Source organism: Salipiger sp. 1_MG-2023, from assembly GCF_030547555.1.
In the GTDB taxonomy this organism is placed as follows: Bacteria; Pseudomonadota; Alphaproteobacteria; order Rhodobacterales; family Rhodobacteraceae; genus Salipiger.
The window spans coordinates 44,250-65,324 of sequence record NZ_JAUOQN010000013.1; the positions used below are offsets into that span (position 1 = coordinate 44,250).

21 protein-coding genes are annotated in these 21,075 nt (G+C 65.3%); 11 read left to right on the forward strand and 10 right to left on the reverse strand.

The annotated features are described in order from the left end of the window. Window positions 1-33 precede the first annotated feature (33 nt). Together Q4543_RS08585 and Q4543_RS08590 are read left to right on the forward strand one after the other, a co-directional pair. Window positions 34-1,008 carry an XdhC family protein gene (locus Q4543_RS08585; protein ID WP_303437441.1) on the forward strand — a complete coding sequence of 325 codons (975 nt, stop codon included), beginning with the start codon at window positions 34-36 and terminating at the stop codon, window positions 1,006-1,008. Beyond that, window positions 1,005-2,003 carry a molybdopterin-binding protein gene (locus Q4543_RS08590; RefSeq protein WP_303437443.1) on the forward strand — a complete coding sequence of 333 codons (999 nt, stop codon included), beginning with the start codon at window positions 1,005-1,007 and terminating at the stop codon, window positions 2,001-2,003. Before Q4543_RS08585 ends, Q4543_RS08590 begins: the two co-directional genes overlap by 4 nt. 182 nt (window positions 2,004-2,185) lie before the next feature. Here Q4543_RS08590 and infC read toward each other — a convergent pair whose 3' ends face one another. The 7 genes from infC to cobA all read right to left on the reverse strand — a co-directional run bounded on the left by infC (window position 2,186) and on the right by cobA (window position 7,988). After that, window positions 2,186-2,731, reverse strand: a complete 546-nt coding sequence (gene infC / locus Q4543_RS08595) for a translation initiation factor IF-3 (RefSeq protein WP_216005817.1) — start codon at window positions 2,729-2,731, stop codon at window positions 2,186-2,188. A gap of 353 nt (window positions 2,732-3,084) precedes the next feature. Beyond that, entirely contained in the window at window positions 3,085-3,939 is an 855-nt protein-coding gene (locus Q4543_RS08600) for a ferredoxin--NADP reductase (protein ID WP_216005728.1), read from the reverse strand. A 97-nt stretch (window positions 3,940-4,036) separates the two neighbouring features. Further along, a complete protein-coding gene (locus tag Q4543_RS08605; protein ID WP_303437444.1) occupies window positions 4,037-4,420 on the reverse strand; it encodes a DUF934 domain-containing protein in 384 nt (127 codons plus the stop codon). Continuing rightward, window positions 4,417-5,208 (reverse strand): phosphoadenylyl-sulfate reductase, encoded by a 792-nt coding sequence (locus tag Q4543_RS08610; protein ID WP_303437445.1) that lies wholly within the window; start codon window positions 5,206-5,208, stop codon window positions 4,417-4,419. Before Q4543_RS08610 ends, Q4543_RS08605 begins: the two co-directional genes overlap by 4 nt. Before the next feature lie 6 nt (window positions 5,209-5,214). Next, the gene (locus tag Q4543_RS08615; RefSeq protein WP_303437448.1) at window positions 5,215-6,888 is read right to left on the reverse strand and encodes a nitrite/sulfite reductase; all 1,674 of its coding nucleotides are present in this window, start codon (window positions 6,886-6,888) and stop codon (window positions 5,215-5,217) included. A 30-nt stretch (window positions 6,889-6,918) separates the two neighbouring features. Continuing rightward, window positions 6,919-7,218, reverse strand: coding sequence for a DUF2849 domain-containing protein (locus Q4543_RS08620; RefSeq protein WP_216005732.1), 300 nt, complete (start codon window positions 7,216-7,218; stop codon window positions 6,919-6,921). Continuing rightward, window positions 7,218-7,988, reverse strand: a complete 771-nt coding sequence (cobA, locus tag Q4543_RS08625) for a uroporphyrinogen-III C-methyltransferase (protein ID WP_303437450.1) — start codon at window positions 7,986-7,988, stop codon at window positions 7,218-7,220. The genes Q4543_RS08620 and cobA overlap by 1 nt, the downstream gene beginning before the upstream one ends. 152 nt (window positions 7,989-8,140) lie before the next feature. Between cobA and Q4543_RS08630 the strand changes: the two genes are divergently transcribed. Beyond that, window positions 8,141-8,596, forward strand: a complete 456-nt coding sequence (locus Q4543_RS08630) for an Lrp/AsnC family transcriptional regulator (RefSeq protein ID WP_216005734.1) — start codon at window positions 8,141-8,143, stop codon at window positions 8,594-8,596. Here Q4543_RS08630 and Q4543_RS08635 read toward each other — a convergent pair. After that, window positions 8,593-9,765, reverse strand: a complete 1,173-nt coding sequence (locus Q4543_RS08635; protein WP_303437506.1) for a cytochrome P450 — start codon at window positions 9,763-9,765, stop codon at window positions 8,593-8,595. The two genes, Q4543_RS08630 and Q4543_RS08635, sit on opposite strands and share 4 nt — an antisense overlap. A gap of 60 nt (window positions 9,766-9,825) precedes the next feature. On the opposite strand from Q4543_RS08635, the gene Q4543_RS08640 reads away from it, so the two are divergent. From Q4543_RS08640 to Q4543_RS08660, 5 genes are all read left to right on the forward strand, one after another. Then, window positions 9,826-11,571 (forward strand): ATP-binding protein, encoded by a 1,746-nt coding sequence (locus Q4543_RS08640; protein ID WP_303437452.1) that lies wholly within the window; start codon window positions 9,826-9,828, stop codon window positions 11,569-11,571. Continuing rightward, entirely contained in the window at window positions 11,568-12,791 is a 1,224-nt protein-coding gene (locus tag Q4543_RS08645; RefSeq protein WP_303437454.1) for a sigma-54 dependent transcriptional regulator, read from the forward strand. The genes Q4543_RS08640 and Q4543_RS08645 overlap by 4 nt, the downstream gene beginning before the upstream one ends. A 266-nt stretch (window positions 12,792-13,057) precedes the next feature. Next, window positions 13,058-14,071 carry a TRAP transporter substrate-binding protein gene (locus tag Q4543_RS08650; protein WP_303437455.1) on the forward strand — a complete coding sequence of 338 codons (1,014 nt, stop codon included), beginning with the start codon at window positions 13,058-13,060 and terminating at the stop codon, window positions 14,069-14,071. 136 nt (window positions 14,072-14,207) lie between these two features. Continuing rightward, window positions 14,208-14,897 carry a TRAP transporter small permease gene (locus Q4543_RS08655; protein WP_303437457.1) on the forward strand — a complete coding sequence of 230 codons (690 nt, stop codon included), beginning with the start codon at window positions 14,208-14,210 and terminating at the stop codon, window positions 14,895-14,897. A gap of 4 nt (window positions 14,898-14,901) precedes the next feature. Continuing rightward, window positions 14,902-16,278 (forward strand): TRAP transporter large permease, encoded by a 1,377-nt coding sequence (locus Q4543_RS08660; protein WP_216005739.1) that lies wholly within the window; start codon window positions 14,902-14,904, stop codon window positions 16,276-16,278. A gap of 115 nt (window positions 16,279-16,393) precedes the next feature. Here the strand turns inward: Q4543_RS08660 and Q4543_RS08665 are convergent, their stop codons facing one another. Beyond that, window positions 16,394-17,560 carry an acetyl-CoA C-acyltransferase gene (locus Q4543_RS08665; protein WP_303437459.1) on the reverse strand — a complete coding sequence of 389 codons (1,167 nt, stop codon included), beginning with the start codon at window positions 17,558-17,560 and terminating at the stop codon, window positions 16,394-16,396. 93 nt (window positions 17,561-17,653) lie between these two features. Here Q4543_RS08665 and Q4543_RS08670 point away from each other — a divergent pair, with 93 nt between their 5' ends. The 3 genes from Q4543_RS08670 to Q4543_RS08680 all read left to right on the forward strand — a co-directional run bounded on the left by Q4543_RS08670 (window position 17,654) and on the right by Q4543_RS08680 (window position 19,633). Beyond that, complete coding sequence (locus Q4543_RS08670) at window positions 17,654-17,992, forward strand: STAS domain-containing protein (protein ID WP_303437460.1); 339 nt, start codon at window positions 17,654-17,656, stop codon at window positions 17,990-17,992. A 24-nt stretch (window positions 17,993-18,016) separates the two neighbouring features. Next, window positions 18,017-18,502, forward strand: a complete 486-nt coding sequence (locus Q4543_RS08675; RefSeq protein WP_303437461.1) for an ATP-binding protein — start codon at window positions 18,017-18,019, stop codon at window positions 18,500-18,502. A gap of 573 nt (window positions 18,503-19,075) precedes the next feature. Further along, window positions 19,076-19,633, forward strand: a complete 558-nt coding sequence (locus Q4543_RS08680) for a DUF805 domain-containing protein (protein WP_303437463.1) — start codon at window positions 19,076-19,078, stop codon at window positions 19,631-19,633. A 51-nt stretch (window positions 19,634-19,684) separates the two neighbouring features. Here Q4543_RS08680 and Q4543_RS08685 read toward each other — a convergent pair whose 3' ends face one another. Continuing rightward, on the reverse strand, window positions 19,685-21,055 hold the full coding sequence (locus Q4543_RS08685) for a glutamate--cysteine ligase (RefSeq protein ID WP_303437465.1): 1,371 nt from the start codon (window positions 21,053-21,055) through the stop codon (window positions 19,685-19,687). Window positions 21,056-21,075: the final 20 nt, after the last annotated feature.

Consider the following 21,075-nt stretch of genomic DNA (forward strand, 5'->3'; position numbering starts at 1 on the left):
ATGCGATCATCGCAGAACAGGGGAGGAGACGCCATGACCACCACCGATGTCGACAGCATTCCGGAAACCGCGCTGGCCTGGCACCGCGACGGCCGTCGCGCCGCGCTTGCCACCGTGATCGAAACCTGGGGCTCCGCGCCGCGCCGCGTCGGCGCACAGCTGGCGATCTCCGGGCGCGGCGAGATCGAAGGCTCGGTCTCGGGCGGTTGCGTCGAAGGCGCGGTGATCGTCGAGGCGCTCGAAGCGCTGGAAGACGGCGCCGCGCGCGAGCTGGAATTCGGTGTCTCGGATGACGATGCCTTTGCCGTGGGGCTTGCTTGCGGCGGCACCATCCGGGTGCTGGTCGAACCCATCGGCAGCGCGCTGCCCGAAGCGATTCTCGCCGATCTCTGCGCCGCCCGCGCCGCGCGCCAGCCTGCCGCCTATGTGGTCGATCTGGCAACCGCCGCGCGTCGGCTCGACACCAGCGGTCACGAAACCCGCTTCCGCATGGATCGCTCGGGTTTCGAAGAAGCCAGCCGCATCTTCGTTGCCATCCACAACCCGCCGCTCAAGCTGATCGTCGTCGGCGCGGTGCATATCGCTCAGGCGCTGGTGCCGATGGCGCGGCTTGCCGGCTACGCGCCCGCCATCGTCGATCCGCGCGAAACCTTTGGCGCATCGTCCCGATTTCCCGGCGAGACCGTGCTGAACGACTGGCCCGATGAAGCCGTCGAAAAGCTCGGCCTCGATAGCCGCACCGCGCTGGTGCTGCTCACCCATGATCCGAAACTCGACGATCCGGCGCTGACCCTCGCCCTGACGTCGGATTGCTTTTACATCGGGGCGCTCGGGTCCACCCGCACCCATGCCAGACGCGTTGCAAGGCTGCACGAGGCAGGCTTCTTCGAGGCACAGATCGCCCGGATTCACGGCCCGGTCGGGCTTGATATCGGCGCAGCGGGCCCGTCGGAAATCGCGGTGTCGATCCTCGCCGAAATGACGCGGGTGCTGAGGAAGGGCGCATGAAATTCGGCCCCGTGCCGCTGGCACAGGCATTGGGCGGCGTGCTGGCCCATTCGCTGGCGCTCGGCAAGGGTCGGCTGCGCAAGGGCCGGGTGCTCAGCGCAAAAGACCTCGCCGGGCTCGAGGCTGAGGGCTATACTGATCTGGTGATCGCCCGGCTTGACCCGGAAGATATCGCCGAAGATGCCGCCGCAGACCGGCTCGCCCACGCGCTGGTGCCCGATCCGGCAAGGGCGGGCCTGCGCATCGGCGCGGCCTCGACCGGGCGCGTCAATCTTCACGCCACCGCGCCGGGCGTGATCGAGATCGACACCGCCCGGATCGACTCGGTCAATGCCGTGCATCCGATGATCACCGTCGCCACGCTGCACCCGTGGCAGCGCTGCACGGATGGCACCATGGTCGCCACCATCAAGATCATCGCCTACGCCGTGCCCGAGGACGCGCTTGAACGCGCCTGCGCCGCCGCCAGCGCCGCGTTGCGCCTGCGCCCCGTGCAGCGCCGCAGCGTTCATCTCATCGAGACCAGCATCGGCGAGCCCGCCTCCGGCAAGGGCCGCCGCGCTATCAGGCAGCGGCTCGAACGCCTCGGGGCAGACCTGTCACGCAGCCAGACGGTGCCGCATGACACCGCCCCGCTGGCCGAAGCGATCGCAACCAGCGACGCCGAGATCATCCTGATCCTGACCGGCTCCGCCACCTCCGACCTGTACGACACCGCCCCCGAAGCGCTGCGCCGCGCCGGTGGCACGGTCAGCCATTTCGGCATGCCGGTCGATCCCGGCAACCTTCTGTTCTTCGGAGATCTGAACGGCACGCCGGTGATCGGCCTGCCGGGCTGCGCCCGCTCGCCGGCGCTCAACGGCGCGGACTGGGTGCTCGAACGCATCCTGTGCGGCGTACCCGTCAGCGCGCAGGACATCATGGGCATGGGCGTCGGCGGGCTGCTCAAGGAACCACCGAGCCGCCCGCGCCCCCGCGAGCCGCGCTCAAGCTGACCGCGCCCCCGCGCGCCCCTCTTCATCTTGCCCTTAAACTCCGGGGGTGTGGGGGCTGGCCCCCACATCGCGACCCAAAGGCAGAAAACACGCTTCGGGCAATGAAAAACCCGCCGGCGAGCGGCGGGTTCGAATCGTCTTTCAGAGGATCGCCCGGCCAGTTCACCGGCAGGGCAGGCCATTCACTTGGCAATCGGACCGATCATCATGATCATCTGACGGCCTTCCATCTTCGGCATGTTCTCGATCTTGCCGAGCTCTTTCACGTCGGATGCGACTCGCTCGAGCAATTCGCGACCAAGGTTCTGGTGCGCCATCTCGCGGCCGCGAAACCGCAGGGTGATCTTGACCTTGTCGCCGCCTTCAAGGAATTTTAGAACGCTGCGCATCTTCACATCGTAGTCGTGGGTATCGGTTCCCGGACGGAACTTGATCTCCTTGACCTCGATGATCTTCTGCTTCTTGCGCGCTTCGGATTCCCGCTTTTGCTGTTCGTACTTGAACTTGCCGAAATCCATGATCTTGCAGACCGGCGGCACGGCATTCGGCGAGATCTCGACGAGATCGAGCCCAGCCTGCTCGGCCAGTTCGACAGCGCGACGCGGCGTCTGAACGCCCAGGTTCTCGCCTTCGGCGCCGATCAGGCGGATTTCGGGGGCCCGGATGCGGTCGTTGATGCGGGGGCCGGTGTCGCGCGTGGGCGGCGCGTTGTGAGGTCTGCGGGCTATGGTATCGGTCCTTTTACCGTGAATGCTCTGAAGGCGCAAAATAGGCCTCTAACGCCAATGTTTCAAGCGCCATTTCCAGTTGTTGCACCATCACGCGGGCCGTCTGATGCACGTCTTGCGCAAATTTGCGTTGCGTCTGGCGTGAAAACGACGTGCCCGTCATGTCTGAACGCAAGTTCGGGCCATGATCCGCCTTTCAAGGCCTGTATTAAAACGTTTTTTGCAGAGTAATGCCAGAGAGTCGTCGCGATCATTGCCGCTGCGGCGCTGTTGTCGACCGGAGGCAGCCTGATGCTGTTTACGATCTACGAAAAGGGGCGAGTGGCATCGTGCCGCCCGCCCCAAACCTGTTATCAGTCGAGAAACGCCTTCTCGACCACGTAATGCTTGGGATCGCTGTTCGCGCCTTCTTCAAGGCCGTATTCCTCGAACATCGCCTTGAGTTCGAGATTGAACGCAAGGTTGCCGCAGATCATCGCGCGGTCGGTCTCGGGGCTCAGCGGTGTCACGCCGAGATCCTCGAACGCCTCGCCCGAACGCATCAGGTCGGTGATGCGGCCCATTTTCGGGCTCTCTTCGCGGGTGGTGGTCGGGTAATACTTGATCTTCTTCCAGAAGCCGTCGCCGATCACCTCGTTCAGCAGCTCGTCGGTCTTCAGGCTTTCGATCAGCTCCGCGCCGTATTTCAGCTCTCCGGCCTCGCGGCAGGTGTGGGTGATGACGATCTCGTCGTAATCCTCGTAGGTCTGCGGCTCGCGCAGCAGCGAAGCAAAGGGCGCAAAGCCGGTGCCGGTGGCAAAGAACCAGATCCGCTTGCCGGGCAGCAATGCGTCATGCACCAGCGTGCCGACGGGCTTGGGGCGCAGGATGATCTCGTCGCCGACCTTGATATGCTGAAGGCGCGAGGTCAGCGGGCCGTCCTGCACCTTGATCGAATAGAATTCCAGCTCTTCGTCCCAGCTGGGCGAGGCGATGGAATAGGCGCGCAGCAAGGGCTTGACCTTGCCGGTGGTCGGATGCGGATCGCCCATCAGGCCGATCATCACGAATTCGCCCGAGCGGAACCGCAGCGAGGCGGGGCGCGAGACGCGGAAGGAAAACAGCCGGTCGGTCCAGTGCGTCACCGAGGTCACGGTCTGGGCGTCGGGCAGCACGGGCTTCTTGGCTTCGGTGGCGTTGATATCGGTCACGGGGGTCATCTCGGTCATGTCTGATTCAGCGAAGCCGCCCCTGTGCAAATTCGTTTGCACACGAACAAACCTCGAGTCCCTTTCTAGAGCGTGATTTGTATAAAAGAAAGACGACTTAGCCGCGCAGGCGGCTCTGATAGTCGTGTTGCTGCCAATTTGCGCGAAACTGCCAGTCGGCTTCGGGCTGACGGGCGGCAAGATCGTCGGAAATCTCGACCTCGTCGAATCCCGACCGGCGCGCCATGGCATATTGATCGGAAATCACGTGGCCTTTGGCGCGCAGGCGCCCGGTATAGCCGCGCAGCCGCAGCAGCCGGGCAAGCGTGAACCCGCGCCCATCGGCAAACGACGGAAAGTTGATGCGGATCATCTGCGTGCCCTCGGGGGCGGACAAAGTCGCCGGGTCGGTGTCAGAGGGCAGGTCGAGGACGCCGTCGCCCTCGAACCCAAAAGTCCAGTCGTCGGGGCCAAAGCCCGTGTCGGTCACGATGACGCTCATGTGCTTGGTCCTTTGCGTACCATGCGGCCATTGACGAAATGGATGCCGCATTCTTCTTTTTGCTCGCCCCGCCAGCGGCCCGCGCGCGGGTCTTCGCCGGGGGCGACTTTCGACGTGCAGGGCTGGCAGCCGATGGACGGGTAGCCCTGCGCCACCAGCGGGTGCCGGGGCAGACGGTTTTCATCCATGTAGGCGCGCACGTCATCGGGCGCCCAATGGGCCAGAGGGTTGACCTTGATCCGGCCGGTGGCGTCTTCGAGTTCGAAGAATTCCAGCGCGGCGCGGGTCGAGGACTGGAACCGCTTGCGCCCGGTGATCCAGCCATCAAAGCCTTGCAGCGCATTTTCCAGCGGCACCGTCTTGCGCAGGGCGCAGCAGGCGTCGGTGCTGGTGTCGCGCAGCGAGTCGGTCGGGTCTTGCGCGGCCAGCGTCGCCGGATCGGTGCGGATGGTGCGCACGTTCGACAGGTGCAGCCGCTCGGCGACCTCCTGCTGATAGGCCAGCGTTTCGGCAAACAGCAGCCGCGTGTCGATGAACAGCACCGGGGTGCTGCGGTCGATCATCGCCACGAGATGCAGCAGCGCCACCGATTCCGCGCCAAAGGATGACACCAGCGCGATATCCCCGGCTTCGGGATCGTTGAGCGCGCCGGTCAGCACCGACACCGCGCCATGATGTCGATAGCGCGTGTTCAGCGCATCGACCCGCGCGCGCAGATCGGCCAGTTCGGCCGGGCTGCGCGCCGGGACACCTTCGGCGGGCGTGTTGGGGGGGAGATGAAAGTTCATCGTGGCTTACGCGGCGCGGGATTTCTTGCCCGCCTCCTCTCCGTAGAGGGCCGCTTTGAACGGGTCCATCCCGATGCGGCGATAGGTCTGAAGGAAGGTCTCTTCGGGGCCGCTGCGCTGCGCCATGTAGGTTTCCACGATGCGCTCGATCGCGGGCACCACGCCTTCGGCGGGAAAGCCCGGCCCGGTGCGATCGCCAAGCGCGGCGGTTTCGGTGGCATCGCCGCCAAGGGTGATCTGGTAGTTTTCCACCCCGGCGCGATCTAGCCCCAGAATGCCGATATGGCCGACATGGTGATGGCCGCAGGCGTTGATGCAGCCCGAGATCTTGATCTTCAGCTCGCCGATGTCGTTTTCGATCTTCAGTTCGTCGAACCGCGTGGCGATTTCCTGCGCGATCGGGATCGAGCGCGCCGTGGCCAGCGCGCAGTAATCCATGCCGGGGCAGGCGATAATGTCGCTGATGCGCCCGATGTTGGCGGTGGCCAGCCCATGCGCCTTGAGCACCTTGTGGATGGCCGGCAGGTCCGATTTGTGCACATGCGGCAGCACCACGTTCTGCTCATGGGTGATGCGCAGCTCGTCATGGCCATAGTCGTGGGCCAGCTGCGCCATCACGCGCATCTGTTCGGCCGAGGCATCGCCCGGCGTTGCGCCATGCGCCTTCAGCGAGATCTGCGCAATGGCGTAGCCCGTCGCGCGGTGCGCCGATAGGTTGGTATCAGCCCATGCGCGGAAGGTCGGATCGGTTTCATAGGCGGCATCGAACGCCTCGGTGGGGGCGTTGCGGAAGGCGGGCGGCTGGAATTGCGCCGCGATGTCATCGAACAGCTCGAGCGCGGCGGTGCCAAAGGCCTGCCGGGTCTCCTCGAACCGCGTTTCCACCAGCGAGCGGATCTCGTCGATGCCATGCTCATGCACGGTGATCTTGATGCGCGCCTTGTACTTGTTGTCGCGCCGGCCCAGCAGGTTCCACACCGACACCACCGCCTCGACATAGGGCAGCAGGTCTTCCAGCGTCACGAAGGGCGACAACTCTTTGCCGATCATCGGGGTGCGGCCAAGCCCGCCGCCCACCAGAACCCGGTAGCCGATACGGCCATCCCGCCTGACCACCTGAATGCCGATGTCATGCGCCTTGATCACGGCGCGGTCGTTTTCGGCCCCGGTGACGGCGATCTTGAACTTGCGCGGCAGGAACTGGAATTCCGGGTGATCGGTCGACCATTGGCGCAGCAGTTCAGCCACGGGGCGCGGGTCGGCGATTTCATCGGCGGCGGCCCCGGCGAAATGATCGGCGGTCACGTTGCGGATGGTGTTGCCGCTGGTCTGGATGGCATGCATCCCCACCTGTTCCAGCGCATCGAGCATGTCGGGCACATCGCGCAGCTCGGGCCAGTTGTACTGGATGTTCTGGCGGGTGGTGAAATGGCCGTAGCCCTTGTCCCACTTCTCGGCCAGCAGGGCGAGCTGATCCATCTGCGCGCTGTTCAGCGTGCCATAGGGGATCGCCACGCGCAGCATGTAGGCGTGCAGCTGCAGGTAAAGCCCGTTCATCAGGCGCAGCGGCTTGAATTCATCCTCGGTCAGCGCGCCGCTGATGCGGCGTTCGACCTGGGCGCGGAACTGGCGGTTGCGCTCTGCCACGAAGGCGGCGTCGAAATCGGTGTAGCTGTACATGTGCTGGGTCCTCGTACCTGGCCGCTGGGCTCAGGCGTGTTCCTGTTTGCCGTGGACGTGGTTCGACGGGCCCTTGGCCCGGAACTCTTCGCGGAAATGCACCGGGCGGGGGCCGTCTTTGGTTGGCTCCATGTCGGCAAGATAGACGCCCACCGCCTCGGCGGCGCGCGATTGCGCATCCAGCAGACGGACCTGCGCAACGGCTTCGTCGGTGAAGATCTCGGCGTCCTTCAGGGCGCGGACCCATCGGTCGTCGGCGGCAAGGTAGATCACGTCGCCTTCGAGCAGGGCGTTGGCGGTGATGACTTTGGGCGTATAGGGCTTGGGCATCAGAGAGCTTCCTGTGTCAGGGCACGAACGGCCAGCGCATCGCGCGGGGCGAGGCCCAGCAGCAGCACGGCGGGGCCGTTCAGATCGGCCGCGTCCAGTTCGGACGGCAGCGTGGCAAGGGTTGCGGCGAGGCGGCGCTCGTCGGGGCGAGAGGCATTGGCGACCACGGTTACCGGCGTGTCGGGGGATGCGCCATGCATCATCAGGCGGCCCTGAAGAAAGCGTGACGCCTTCTTGCCCATGTAGATTCCCGCGACGGCGCCGGGGCGGGCAAGGGCGCGCCAGTCCTGTTCGGCAAAGCCCTTGACGTCATGGCCGGTCAGCAGGCGCAGATCGCTGTTGCGCCCGCGCCGGGTCAACGACAGGCCCATGCCAGCGGCGGCGGCGGTGGCAGCGGTCAGGCCGGGGCAGACGGTAAAGGTGATGCCGGCGGCGTCCATCGCATCGGTTTCTTCATCCAGCCGCCCGAACACCCCCGGATCGCCCGCCTTGAGCCGCACCACGCGGGCCCCGGCCTGCGCATGGGAGACGATCAGCGCATTGATGTCATCCTGCTTCATCGACGGGCCAAAACCGATCTTGCCCACCGGCACCAGCTGCGCCTGCGGCGCCAGCGCCACGATCTCGGCGGGCACCAGCGCGTCATGCAGGACGACCTCGGCGGCCTGAAGCAGGCGCAGGGCGCGAATGGTCAGCAATTCGGGGTCGCCCGGGCCTGCGCCGACAAAGGCGACGTGGCCTTGGGGGAGTCTGTCCTGTGGGCTGGTCATGGGGCTGGCTCCGGCGTCTTGGTGAAAGCTCTGCTTGATATAGAACATTTTCCCGGATTCATCACGTGGGGTTCGGTTGATAAGGACATATTGGCGGTGTATGCGTCCCATCAGGAAAACTGTTCCATTAAGGCGCTGTGAAAGGAAAACTCGTGCAGCTGGATGCCACCGATCGGAAAATCCTTCGCGAGCTTCAGAAGGATGCGGGCCGCTCGCTTGATGAAATCGCCCGTGTGGTGGGGGCTTCAAAGACCCCGGTGTGGAATCGCGTGCGCAAAATGCGCGAGGCCGGGATCATCGGGCCGCAGGTGGTGGTGGCCGATGCCGAAAAGCTTGGCTTCGAGGCGTGTTTCTTTGTGCTGATCCGCACCTCCGAGCATGAAACCGACTGGCAGAACCGCTTCTTGCACGCCGTGCGCTCGCGCCCCGAAGTGATGGAAGCGCATCGGCTGGCGGGCGACATCGACTATATCCTCAAGGTGCGGGTGCCCAATGCGCGGGCTTATGACGTGTTCTATCAGGCGCTGATCGCCGAGGTGAAAGTGCAGGGCGTCACCGCGCTGTTGTCGATGGAAGAGATCAAGAACACCACCGCGCTGCCGATCTAGCGGCGCACCATCAGCCGCTCCAGCCCGTGGAAGTGATACAGATCAGCGTAGCGCGGCGGTTCTGCCAGTTCCAGCCCGGGCAGGCGGTCAAACAGGATCGGCAGCGCGGTGACCAGTTCAAGCCGCGCCAGCGGCGCCCCGACGCAGAAATGCGCCCCGCCGCCAAAGGCAAGATGGGGGCGGGCCTCGCGGGTGGGATCGAACCTGTGCGGCTCGGCGTAGACCTGCGGGTCGCGCCCCGCCGCCCCAAGCATCAGCGCCACCTTGTCGCCGCGCCGGAAGACATGGCCGTAGAGGTCGGCGTCTTCATAGGCGTAGCGGGTGAACAGATGCAGCGGCGGATCAAAGCGCATGATCTCTTCGGTGATCGGCGCGGCGGTGTCGGTGGTGATCATCGTGCCGGTTTCCAGCAAGGCCTTGATGCCGTTGCCCAGCGTGTGCACCGTCGCCTCGTGCCCGGCGTTGAGCAGCAGCACGCAGGTGGCGATCAGCTCGTCGGTGCTCAGCCGCTCGCCAGCCTCTTCGGCGGCGATGAGCTGTGACAAAAGATCTTCGCGCGGCGAATTGCGGCGCTGGGCGATGTAATCTTCGAGAAAGGCGGCAAACTCGGCGGCGGCGCTTGCGGCTGCGTCCTCGATGGCGCGGCTGCGGCGGGCCTGATACAGCGCCACCATGTCGTTCGACCAGCGCAGCAGCTGCGGCGCCATGTCATCGGGCACACCGAGCAGGCGGGCAATGACAATCACCGGGATCGGCTGGCAGAAGGCGGTCAGCAGATCGACATCCCCCTGCGGCATGTCGTCGATCAGCCGATGCGCCAGCGCCGCGATCTCGGGGCCAAGGGCGGCGATGCGTCGGCTGGTGAAGGCGCGCAGCACCAGCCCGCGCAGGCGGGTGTGGCGGGGCGCCTCGAGTTCCAGCATCGAATGATCCTCGATCCGGTAGAAGGGGCGCAGATGCTCGGGCACCGGCCTTGCCAGTTCGGCGGGGATTTCGCGCCCGAAGCGGCGGTCGCGCAGCAGCGCGTGCACGGCGCGGTGCGAGGTGGCGCAGATCAGGTCGTAATCGGGCCAATAGGCCAGATCCCCCGCCGCGCGCAGGCGGTCGTAGAACTGGTAGGGGTCTTGAACGAAACCGGGATCATTGGGCGATTGGGCAAAGCTGTGCATGGGCGCGACACTGCCCAACACGCGCTTCCCCCGCAAGCACCGGATTGCTATGTCAGCACCATGACCCGCCTGCTGACCCATCGCGCGCTGTTGCTGACGCTTGCCCTGCTGGCGACGGCGCTGCTGTCGGCGGCGGTCTGGCGGTCGGCCTATGTGCAGGCGCTGGGGCCGGTATCCGAACGCGGCACCTCGGATCTGGAGCTGGCGTCCGACCGTCTGGTCACCCAGTTGCAACGGTTCCGCGAATTCGCGGTGCTGAGCGCCGATCACCCGGCGCTGAATGCGCTGCACTGGGGCGGATCACGCCGCGAGGCCAACGCCATGCTGCTGCGCGCCGCTGACCGGTCCGGGGCGGCGCTGGCGGTCTATGTCGACGCGCGCGGCAAGGTTCTGGCGCAATCGGGCGATGGTCTGCCCGACTGGGTGCTGAGCGGCGCGGCCTATCAGCGCGCGCTTGACGGGGCGCTGGGGCTTGCCCATGGCGACGGGCCGCCGGGTATCGACCGCGCCTTCTGGTTCGCGGCGCCCAGTTTCGGCGTCGACCGGCAGGTGCAAGGGGTGCTGATCGTCGCTGTGGATCTGGCGCGGCTGGAACAGGCGTGGCGCGGCTCGCTTCCCGCGGTGTTCTTTACCGATGCCGAGGGCGAGATCTTTGCCACCAACCGCTCTGAACTGCTGCATTGGCGCAAGACTGGCACGCAGATGCGCGCGCCCGATGGGACAATGCGCGCGGTCAGCGTGGCCAGTTCCGGCGGGCACACAATCTGGGTGCAACGGTTTTCCCCTTACATTCCCACCCGCGCGCTACGGTTGGAAATCGCCCTGCCGGTGATCGGCATGACCGGCACGCTGCTGGTCGATGTGCTGCCCGCGATGCGGCTGGCGGCGTTGCAGGCGGCGGTGGTGGCGGCGGTGGTGCTGTTCTTCGGGGCGCTGCTGTGGCTTGCGCTGGAACGGCGACGCACGCTGGCGCTGGCCAATGCCGTGCTCGAAGATCGGGTCTCGGCCCGCACCATGGCGCTTGAGCAGAGCAACAGCGCCCTGCGCCGCGAGATCGCCGAGCGCCAAGAGGCCGAGGCGGCGCTGCGCCGCGCTCAGGCGGAACTGGTGCAGGCCAGCAAGCTGTCGGCGCTGGGCAAGATGAGCGCGGGCATCAGCCACGAGCTGAACCAGCCGCTGATGGCGATCCGCAGCTTTGCCGAAAACGGCGCGGCCTTTCTGGAGCGCGGCAAACCAGAGCGGGCGGCCGAGAACCTTGGGCGGATTTCGGACATGGCCGGGCGCATGGGGCGGATCATCAAGAACCTGCGCGCCTTTGCCCGGGCCGAACCCGAACCGGTGCGCCGTGTCGGGCTGGCGGCGGCGGTGGAAAGCGCGCTCGAGGTGCTGTCCCGGCGCATCGAGGAAGGCGGCGTCACCATCGACTGGCAGCGCCCGGACCGCCCCGCCGTGGTCATGGCCGGGGATGTGCGGCTCGGGCAGGTGGTGGTGAACCTGCTCAGCAACGCGATTGAGGCGATGGCGGGCAGCGACACCCGCCGCATCACCATCCGCGCCCGGCATGACGATGCGGCGAGCATTGTGCGCCTGACGGTGCGCGACACCGGCCCCGGCATCGCCGATCCGTCGCGCATCTTTGATCCGTTCTATTCCACCAAGGAAACCGGCAGCGACGAGGGCATGGGGCTTGGCCTGTCGATCTCGCATGGCATCATCGAGGGGTTCGGTGGCAGGCTGCGCGGCGAGAACGTCGCGGGCGGCGCGCTGTTCACCATCGAGCTGCGACAAGCACAGGAGCTGACATGATCCGCAAGGTTCTGCTGGTTGACGACGACGCGGCGGTGCGCGAGGCGCTGGGCCAGACGCTGGAGCTGGCCGAATTCGATGCCATCACCGCTGGCAGTTTCGTCGAGGCCAAAGACCGCATCGGGCCGGGCTTTGAGGGGGTCATCGTCTCGGATATCCGGATGCCGGGGCGCGATGGCTTTCATCTGCTGGACTACGCCCATGAGAAAGACGCCGAACTGCCGGTGATCCTGCTCACCGGCGAGGGCGATATTCCAATGGCGGTGCGCGCAATGTCGGCGGGGGCGTTCGATTTCCTCGAAAAGCCCTGTGCGCCATCCGATCTGATCAGCAGCGTCGAACGGGCGCTGCACACGCGGCGGCTGGTGCTGGAAAACCGCCGGCTCAAGGCGCAGCTGGAAACCGGCGATGCCGCCGCGCGGATGATCTTTGGCATCTCGCCGCAGTCGGAAACCCTGCGCGCGCAGGTGCGCGCCGCCGCCCGCGCCGGAACCGATGTGCTGATCCGTGGTGCGCGGGGGGCGGGCATCCCCAAGGTCGCCGAGGTGGTGCATCTGTGTTCCGCCCGCGCCAAGGGGCCATTCGAAAAACGCTCGGCGGCGGGGCTGGGCCGCGATGCGCTGGCCGCCGCGTGGCAGGATTGCGCTGGTGGCACGCTGTTTCTTGACGAGATCGGTGCGCTGCCGAGCGACAGTCAACTGGCGCTGCTGGACCTGCTAGAAGAGGGCGGCGCGCGGCTGGTTGCGGGCACTGTCGACGATCCCGCCGTGCTGGTGGAACAGGGGAGCTTTACCCCCGATCTGCACTATCGGCTTGAAGTGATGACGCTGCGCATTCCGGCGCTGGCCGAACGTCCGGAGGATATCCCGGTGCTGTTTCGCCATTATGTTGCGCAGGCGGCTGAACAATCGGGGCTGCCCGAGCCGGTGATCGGTGACGAGGTCATCGCCGGGCTGATCGCCCGCGACTGGCCCGGCAATGCCCGCGCGCTGATGTCGGCGGCGATGCGCTTTGTGCTGGGGCTGGCCGAGGACCAGCCCGGCGGCGAGGGGCTGGGGCTGACCGAGCGCATGGCGCAGGTCGAACGCTCGCTGCTGGCGGATGCGCTGCGCCGCACCGGCGGGCAGGCCAGCGCCGCCGCCGAAGCGCTGAAGCTGCCGCGCAAGACCTTTTACGACAAGCTGGCGAAATACGGGCTGAAGCCGGAGAGCTTTCGCTGAGCATGGCGTGAGTCGCACCAGTGCAAACGTGCGGATTTCCGCACAACGCCTGATCCGCCCTGTGCGGGATTTCGCACATCCGCCTTGCGGTCGGCTGCAACAGCAGCGGTATTCAGGGCTTTAAATATTTGTTAATACGCCCGTTTACACGAAATTCTCACTCTTTCGTCACCACCACTTGATGCGTTTCGCGCATGGCTGTCATGTCGTGGGCGAAAGGGCGGCAGGGGAGCCGGACCTTGGAACGTCATCCCGGGAGGATACCGATGAAAAAGTTTCTGATGACCGCTGCGGCTGTGGCCGCGCTGAGCTCTGGCGCGACGGGCGCAGTGGCGAATGGCTGCGATGATGGCGAGATCGTCATCAAGTTCAGCCATGTCACCAACACCGACAAGCACCCCAAGGGCATCGCCGCAACGCTGCTGCAACAGCGGGTCAACGACGAGATGAACGGCAAGGCCTGCATGGAGGTCTACCCGAACTCGACGCTGTACAACGACGATCAGGTGCTCGAGGCGATGCTGAACGGCGACGTTCAGATGGCCGCGCCGTCGCTGTCGAAGTTCGAGCAGTTCACCAAAGTGTTCCGCATCTTCGATCTGCCCTTCATGTTCGTGAACATCGAGGCAGTCGATGCCTTCCAGAACTCGGAAACCGGCCAGGCGATGAAGGAATCGATGGTGCGCCGGGGTCTGCTCGGCCTTGATTTCTGGCACAACGGCATGACGCAGTTCTCGGCCAACAAGCCGCTGATCTCTCCCGAAGACGCGCGTGGCCTGAAATTCCGCGTGCAGCCCTCGGATGTGCTGAAGGCCAACATGGAACAGCTGGGGGCCAGCCCGCAGCCGATGGCGTTCTCGGAGGTTTACGGCGCGCTTCAGACCGGCGTTGTCGACGGTCAGGACAACACCTGGTCGAACATCTACGGCCAGAAGTTCTTTGAAGTGCAGGACGGCGTCACCGAAACCAACCACGGCGTGCTCGACTACATGCTCGTCACCTCTGCCGACTGGTGGGACAGCCTGCCCGAGGACGTGCGCAGCCAGCTCGAGACCATCGTTCACGAGGTCACCGCCGAGCGCAACGCGGCGATCGCCGAAGTCGATGCCGACAACCGTCAGGCCATCGTGGATGCCGGCGGCGTGATCCGCGAGCTGACCCCCGAGCAGCGTCAGGCATGGGTCGACGCGATGAAGCCGGTCTGGGAGAAGTTCGAAGGCGACGTGGGCCGCGAAAACATCGACGCGGCGCAGGCAATCAACGCCGACGTGCAGGGCTAAGGCCCGCGCGCGGCGGCTCGGCCCCAAGGACAGGGGCCGGGCAAGCTGACGGGGACGGTCCTGCCGTCCCCTTTTTCATATCAGCACACCGGACAAGGCACCGGGGCCGGGGCCCGGACGCGAAATGGGGGACGGCATGTCCAGTCATTACCATGGCCACAGCGCGCTTGGCCGCATCGTCAACGAGATCGAAGAGACCGCAATCGCGATCATCCTCGGACTCATGACGCTTATCACTTTCGTCAATGTCGTGCTGCGCTACGGCTTTAACACGGGCTTCATCTGGGGGCTCGAGGCGGTGACCATCCTGTTCGCATGGCTGGTGCTGTTCGGCATTTCCTATGCGGTGAAGGTCACGGCGCATCTGGGCGTCGATGCTGTCACCAACCTTGTCCCGTCGAACGTGCGCCGGGCCATGGCGGTGATCGCCGCCATCTGCTGCATCGCCTATGCGGCGCTGCTGATGAAGGGCGCGTGGGACTACTGGGCGAACTTCGCCAACTTGCCGCAGACCACCGGGCGCTGGTTTCCCACCGGCTTTGAAGAGATGAGCCGCACGTCGTATCGCTCGTGGTACGAGGTGGTGGATATCCGGATGCCCGAGTGGCTTCGCTTTATCGAACCGATGATCAACGAGGGCGAGCATTACGAAAAGCTGCCCCGTTTCATCCCCTATGTCATCCTGCCCTTTGGCGCCGCGCTGCTGCTGTTTCGCTTCATTCAGGCCGGGATACGCATCTGGACCGGCGCGCAGCAAAGCCTGATCGTCAGCCACGAAGCCGAAGACGCCGTCGAAGACGTCGCCCACCTGAACCGCGAGGACTGATCCGATGGATGTCTTTCTTCTTTTCGTGATCATCATCGCGCTGATGCTGATCGGCGTGCCAATCGCCGTGTCGCTCGGCCTGTCGTCGATCGTCTTTCTGCTGCTGCTGTCCGACACCTCGCTCAGCTCGGTGGCGCAGAGCTTTTATCAGGCGATGGCGGGGCATTACACGCTTCTGGCGATCCCGTTCTTCATCCTTGCGTCGAGCTTTATGTCGACGGGCGGCGTGGCGCAGCGGATCATCCGCTTTTCCATCGCGCTGGTGGGCCATATGCACGGCGGTCTGGCCATCGCCGGGGTGTTCGCCTGTATGCTCTTCGCGGCGCTGTCGGGCTCGTCGCCCGCGACCGTGGTGGCCATCGGCTCGATCGTCATCGCCGGGATGCGCAGCGTCGGCTACACCAAGGATTTCGCCGCCGGGGTCATCGCCAACGCGGGCACGCTGGGCATTCTGATCCCGCCGTCGATCGTGATGGTGGTCTATGCCTCGGCCACCGACGTGTCGGTCGGACGGATGTTCCTTGCGGGGGTGATTCCGGGCCTGATGGCGGGCACCATGCTGATGATCACCATCTACATCATGGCGCGGATCAAGAAGCTGCCCAAGGGCGAATGGAAGGGCTGGGGCGAGGCCTTCACCTCCGGGCGCGACGCGCTGTGGGGGCTGATGCTGATCGTCATCATCCTTGGCGGCATCTATGGCGGCATCTTTACCCCGACCGAGGCCGCTGCGGTGGCTGCCGTCTATGCTTTCGTGATCGCCAATTTCGTTTATTGCGACATGGGGCCGCTGGCGGGCCGGAATGGCGCGCCGAACCTGCCGCTGTGGCGCAAGCCGATCGCACTGGTCACGGCATTCTTCCACCGCGACACCCGCGATACGCTGTTCGAGGCCGGTAAGCTGACGATCACGCTGATGTTCATCATCGCCAACGCGCTGATCCTCAAGCATGTGCTGACCGATGAGCAGATCCCGCAGCAGATCGCCAGCGCCATGCTGGGGGCGGGCTTGGGGCCGGTGATGTTCCTTGTGATCGTCAACGTGATCCTGCTGATCGGCGGGCAGTTCATGGAACCTTCGGGCCTGTTGGTGATCGTCGCGCCGCTGGTGTTTCCCATTGCCATCGAGCTGGGAATCGACCCGATCCACCTTGGCATCATCATGGTGGTGAACATGGAAATCGGCATGATCACACCCCCGGTCGGTCTGAACCTGTTCGTGACCTCGGGCGTGGCAGGGATGCCGATGATGGCGGTGGTGCGCGCGGCGCTGCCCTTCCTTGCGGTGCTCTTCGTGTTCCTGATCATGGTGACCTATATCCCGATCCTGTCGACATGGTTGCCGACGACCTTCATGGGGCCGGAGATCATCACCAACTGACGGGGTTCGAGGACCTGATTGCGATGGCGGCGCCCTGCACGGGGCGCCGCTTTGCGTTGTGGGGCCGGGATGCCTCCGGCGGGAGTTTATTTGGCAAGATGAAGGCGCGGCGGCGTCAGAGACATTCGATGGCGATGGCCGTGCCCTCGCCGCCGCCGATGCAGATGGCGGCGATGCCGCGTTTCAGGCCGCGCGCCTCGAGCGCGTGCAGCAGCGTGACGATGATCCGGGCGCCCGAGGCGCCGATGGGGTGCCCTAGCGCGCAGGCGCCGCCGTTGACGTTCATCACATCGCGCGGCAGGCCCATTTCGCGCATGAAGGCCATAGGCACCACGGCAAAAGCCTCGTTGACCTCCCACAGATCGACGTCGGATTTTTTCCAGCCGATGCGGTCGAGCAGCTTTCGCGTGGCGGGGATCGGTGCGGTCGGAAACAGGCCGGGGGCCTGCGCATGGCTGGCATGGCCAAGGATGCGGGCGCGGGGGGCGGATTGCGCCGCCGCCTCGGTGGTCAGCACCAGTGCCGCCGCGCCGTCGGAGATCGACGAACTGTTCGCCGCTGTCACCGTGCCGCCCTTGCGGAAGGCGGGTTTGAGCTGCGGAATCTTTTCGGGGCGGGCGCGGCCGGGCTGTTCGTCGCGGGTGAGGATCTCTTCGCCGGTGCGGGCATGGATCGTCACCGGGGTGATCTCGGCCTCGAAGGCGCCTGAGCGTTCGGCCTCCAGCGCGTTGCCCAGCGAGGCGATGGCGTATTGATCCTGTGCCTCGCGGGTGAACTGGAAGGCTTCGGCGCAATCTTCGGCAAAGCTGCCCATCAGGCGGCCGGTGTCATAGGCATCCTCGAGCCCGTCGAGGAACATGTGGTCAATGACCTGCCCGTGACCGATGCGTGCGCCACCGCGCATCTTGGGCAGCAGGTAGGGGGCGTTGGTCATGCTTTCCATGCCGCCCGAAACGATGGTGGCGGCGTGGCCGAGCGAGAGCTGGTCGAAGGCCATCATCGTCGCCTTCATCCCCGAGCCGCACATCTTGTTGAGCGTCGTGGCGGGCACCTCTTCGCCGAGCCCGGCGCGAAAGCCGGCCTGACGTGCCGGTGCCTGGCCCTGACCCGCGGGCAGGACGCAGCCCATCAACAGCTCGTCGACCTGTGGCTTGCCCGCGCCCGCCAGCGCGGCGCGGATCGCGGCGCCGCCTAGATCGGGTGCGCCGAGCGGTTCGAACATTCCCTGAAAGCCGCCCATGGCGGTGCGCGCCGCGCCTGTGATCACGATGTCCCTGGTCATGGCCGATCCTCCGTTAGCTCTGATCACTGCATACCGAATGGTAAGGAATGACGTCTACCCTGCCGTGCAAGGACAGCAGTACAGGACGATCAGATGCACCTGACCATCACGCAGGACAGCGACCCGCAAATCATCCGGGTCGACGAAGGGCGGATCGATTCCGCCGTTGCCATCCAGTTCAAGGATGCCGTCCGCTCCAGGGTCTCGCCGGGCGCATCCCGCGTCGTGCTGGATCTTGGCGAGGTGGATTTCATCGATTCGAGCGGTCTGGGCGCCATTGTCGCGGCGATGAAGGCGCTGTCAAAGGATCAGCGGCTGGATCTGGCGGCGCTGAACCCGATGGTCGACAAGGTGTTTCGCCTGACCCGCATGGACACGATCTTTGTTATCCACGAATCCGTCGACGCCGCGAAGAGCGACGGCAACCGCTGACCGTCCGGAAGGAAGCGCACCCGTATGGCAGACGTGCCGGAGCCCGCTGCACCGCTCGTTCTTCAGACCGAGCTTGGCAGTACACCGCAGGATGTTCGCGCCGTGCTGGCGCTTGTACGCATGGAACTGACGGCGCTTGGCTGGGGCGATACCCCCATCGGGGCGGTCGAGCTGGTGCTGGCGGAGGCGCTGAACAATATCGTCGAACATGCCTGCGCAGAGCGCAGCGACGGGTGCATCGCTCTGGCGCTGCATGCAGACGCTCATTGCGCGGAACTGACCTTGCGCGATGATGGCCATGCGATGCCAGACGGGGGGTTGCCACCGGGTCGCCTTGCCTTGCCCGACAGGCGGCAGGACCTGCCTGAGGGCGGCTTTGGCTGGTACCTGATCCGCAAACTGTCCGAACGGCTGCACTATGCGCGCGAGGAGGGCGGCAATCGGCTCGACATCCTTATCTGCCGCGCGGATCACGAGGCGCCCCCCGGAACAGGCGGTACGGCGCGCTGAATGTCCCCTCGGGCGGACAGCCCGGCCGGAAAAGACCTGAAAGCTGCCGCAATCTGATCCTACTGGTGCCCGATTGCACCCGGATAAAGAGGATGTAGCTGCACTAAGCTTCCCTCGGCGTCGCGTGTTTTTTCAGCCCCCACCCAGTGCGCGGCGCCGAGGCTCTTTCAAATCAGGAATTCCTGCCAGCCCGTGCCGCTTTCGGCGCGGGTTTTGTCGGTCAGGCAGCGTGGCGTTGCCCCCTGCGTCGCGTCATTGCATCGCCGCTGCGTCATCATAATTCCGCCCGAAAGCGCCGCCACAACGAAGGGGTAGCTGCGATATGCTTCCCTCGGCGCCACGCCGTTTTGAGCCCCCACCCAGAGTGTGGCGTCGAGGTCTTCTTTCCCCCCGGCATCACAGGCCCACGCCTCCCGAACAGGGACGTTCTGTCACATTCTACGGATCTATGCGTCGAAGACACCGCGAATGCCGTAATTTCGCCGCTGAGAGGCGGCAGCCTCTTCGCTATCGTGCCCTGCATCGCGGCCTGCCGCGACGCCCATGACCGCAGACAACCCGGGAGACGCCCGCATGTACGGACCCATCGCAGCGTTTGAATCCTATATTTGCGGCGCTTTGCGCTTCAATGCGCGGGCGGCCCGCTCGGAATTCTGGTGGCCGAGCGCTCTCGTCCTTGGGGTGATCACGCTGGCAGGGCTCGCCGATATCCGCAGCGTTGCCGACGGGTTCATTCAGACCGGCCAGCCACCGATGCATGTGCTGGCCTATTGGTCGCCGCTGCTGTGGATTGCGTTCTTCGTTCCGACCCTCAGCGCGATGGTGCGTCGCCTGCACGATACCGGGCGTTCCGGCTGGTGGCTGCTGGTGCAGATCATTCCGCTGCTCGGGCCGATGCTGATCTTCGGATTTCTGCTGATGCCGTCAAAGCCCGAGCCCAACGCCTGGGGCGCGCCGCGCAGCGCCAGCACCGCCAGAAAGGCAAAACCGCGCCGGGCCGCCGGGCCGCTCGACGCCTATGCCGTGCTGCTTCAGGCCCATGCAGAGCCGTCCCCGGAAGAGGTGGCGCGCCGCAAGGAAGAGGTGCACGACTATTTCGTTCGCAACGTGTCCCGCAGCGGCGCAGCCTGAACAGGTTTTACCCGGTTCAGGCCATAGGGACGGCAGAAAGGTCTGCGATCCTTAGTAGCTGTAGGCCGCGTAGATCCGGCCAAGATCGCCGTTCCAGTCGCCGTGGTAATGGTCGAGCATCTCGTCGGCGAGCACCTTGCCGCACTCGATGCTTTCCTTCAGCGCGTTGAGGAAATGGGTCTCATCCGGCAGCAGGCCGCCGGCGCCGGAACGGGCGCGGGCCTTCAGCCCGGCTTCGGCGATGTCGATGCAGCGCGCGGCAAGATCTTGCATGGAGATGCCCTCGACCACCGCGTCCAGCGCCTGATCTGCGGCGGCGACGCGCAGCGCCTCGCGGGTCGGCGCATCCCAGCCCTTGACCAGATCATAGGCCGCATCCAGCGCAGAGCTGTCATAGGTCAGCCCGACCCAGAAGGCGGGCAGGGCGCACAGACGCCGCCACGGGCCGCCATCGGCGCCGCGCATTTCGATGAATTTCTTCAGGCGCGCCTCGGGGAAGATCGTGGTGAGATGGTCGGCCCAATCGGACAGGGTCGGCACCTCGCCGGGCAGCGCGGGCAGGCGGCCTTTCATGAAATCCCGAAAGGATTGCCCCAGCGCGTCGATATACTTGCCGTCGCGGTAGACGAAATACATCGGCACATCGAGCGCGTAATCGACATAATGTTCAAAGCCGAAGCCCTCGTCGAAGACAAAGGGCAGCATGCCGGTGCGGTCCGCATCAAGATGCCGCCAGACGTAGCTGCGATAGCTCTTCATGCCGTTCGGCTTGCCCTCGAAGAACGGCGAATTGGCGAACAGTGCCGTCGCCACCGGCTGCAACGCCAGCGCCACGCGCATTTTCTTGACCATGTCGGCCTCGGAGCCGAAATCGAGGTTCACCTGCACCGTGCAGGTGCGCCGCATCATGGTCTTGCCGGAGGTGCCGACGCGGCCCATGTAGCTGTCCATCAGCTTGTAGCGGCCCTTGGGCATCAGCGGCACGTCATCGTGCAGCCATTCGGGCGCGGCGCCAAGGCCGATGAAACCCACGCCGATCGCATCCGAGATGCTCTTGACCTCGCGCAGGTGCTCGTTCACCTCGTCGCAGGTCTGGTGGATGGTTTCCAGCGGGGCGCCCGACAGTTCCAGCGCGCCGCCCGGCTCAAGGCTGACATTGGCGCCATCCTTGGTCAGGCCGATCAGGTGGCCGGCTTCTTCGACGGGGGCCCAGCCATAGCGGGTCTGAAGCCCTTCGAGCACGGCGCGGATAGAGCGCGGCCCATCATAGGGCAGGGGTTCGTGGGTGTCGGTGAGATAGCCGAATTTCTCGTGCTCGGTGCCGATGCGCCAGTCGCTCTCGGGCTTGCAGCCCGTTTCGAGATATTCCGCCAGCTGTGTCTGGCTTTCGATCGGCCCGCCGCCGGATTGAGGAATGGACATGAGGGCGCCTCGCTTTTGGC

What these genes read in the sequence shown, in the direction of transcription:
- Q4543_RS08655 (WP_303437457.1), top strand. Translation starts at nt 14,208, where the DNA reads ATGTCCAGTCATTACCATGGCCACAGCGCGCTTGGCCGCATCGTCAAC.
- Q4543_RS08685 (WP_303437465.1), bottom strand. Translation starts at nt 21,055, where the DNA reads ATGTCCATTCCTCAATCCGGCGGCGGGCCGATCGAAAGCCAGACACAG.
- Q4543_RS08680 (WP_303437463.1), top strand. Translation starts at nt 19,076, where the DNA reads ATGTACGGACCCATCGCAGCGTTTGAATCCTATATTTGCGGCGCTTTG.
- Q4543_RS08590 (WP_303437443.1), top strand. Translation starts at nt 1,005, where the DNA reads ATGAAATTCGGCCCCGTGCCGCTGGCACAGGCATTGGGCGGCGTGCTG.
- Q4543_RS08605 (WP_303437444.1), bottom strand. Translation starts at nt 4,420, where the DNA reads ATGAGCGTCATCGTGACCGACACGGGCTTTGGCCCCGACGACTGGACT.
- Q4543_RS08660 (WP_216005739.1), top strand. Translation starts at nt 14,902, where the DNA reads ATGGATGTCTTTCTTCTTTTCGTGATCATCATCGCGCTGATGCTGATC.
- Q4543_RS08645 (WP_303437454.1), top strand. Translation starts at nt 11,568, where the DNA reads ATGATCCGCAAGGTTCTGCTGGTTGACGACGACGCGGCGGTGCGCGAG.
- Q4543_RS08585 (WP_303437441.1), top strand. Translation starts at nt 34, where the DNA reads ATGACCACCACCGATGTCGACAGCATTCCGGAAACCGCGCTGGCCTGG.
- Q4543_RS08665 (WP_303437459.1), bottom strand. Translation starts at nt 17,560, where the DNA reads ATGACCAGGGACATCGTGATCACAGGCGCGGCGCGCACCGCCATGGGC.
- Q4543_RS08610 (WP_303437445.1), bottom strand. Translation starts at nt 5,208, where the DNA reads ATGAACTTTCATCTCCCCCCCAACACGCCCGCCGAAGGTGTCCCGGCG.
- cobA (WP_303437450.1), bottom strand. Translation starts at nt 7,988, where the DNA reads ATGACCAGCCCACAGGACAGACTCCCCCAAGGCCACGTCGCCTTTGTC.
- Q4543_RS08620 (WP_216005732.1), bottom strand. Translation starts at nt 7,218, where the DNA reads ATGCCCAAGCCCTATACGCCCAAAGTCATCACCGCCAACGCCCTGCTC.
- Q4543_RS08615 (WP_303437448.1), bottom strand. Translation starts at nt 6,888, where the DNA reads ATGTACAGCTACACCGATTTCGACGCCGCCTTCGTGGCAGAGCGCAAC.
- Q4543_RS08635 (WP_303437506.1), bottom strand. Translation starts at nt 9,765, where the DNA reads ATGCACAGCTTTGCCCAATCGCCCAATGATCCCGGTTTCGTTCAAGAC.
- Q4543_RS08600 (WP_216005728.1), bottom strand. Translation starts at nt 3,939, where the DNA reads ATGACCGAGATGACCCCCGTGACCGATATCAACGCCACCGAAGCCAAG.
- Q4543_RS08640 (WP_303437452.1), top strand. Translation starts at nt 9,826, where the DNA reads ATGACCCGCCTGCTGACCCATCGCGCGCTGTTGCTGACGCTTGCCCTG.
- Q4543_RS08675 (WP_303437461.1), top strand. Translation starts at nt 18,017, where the DNA reads ATGGCAGACGTGCCGGAGCCCGCTGCACCGCTCGTTCTTCAGACCGAG.
- Q4543_RS08670 (WP_303437460.1), top strand. Translation starts at nt 17,654, where the DNA reads ATGCACCTGACCATCACGCAGGACAGCGACCCGCAAATCATCCGGGTC.
- Q4543_RS08650 (WP_303437455.1), top strand. Translation starts at nt 13,058, where the DNA reads ATGAAAAAGTTTCTGATGACCGCTGCGGCTGTGGCCGCGCTGAGCTCT.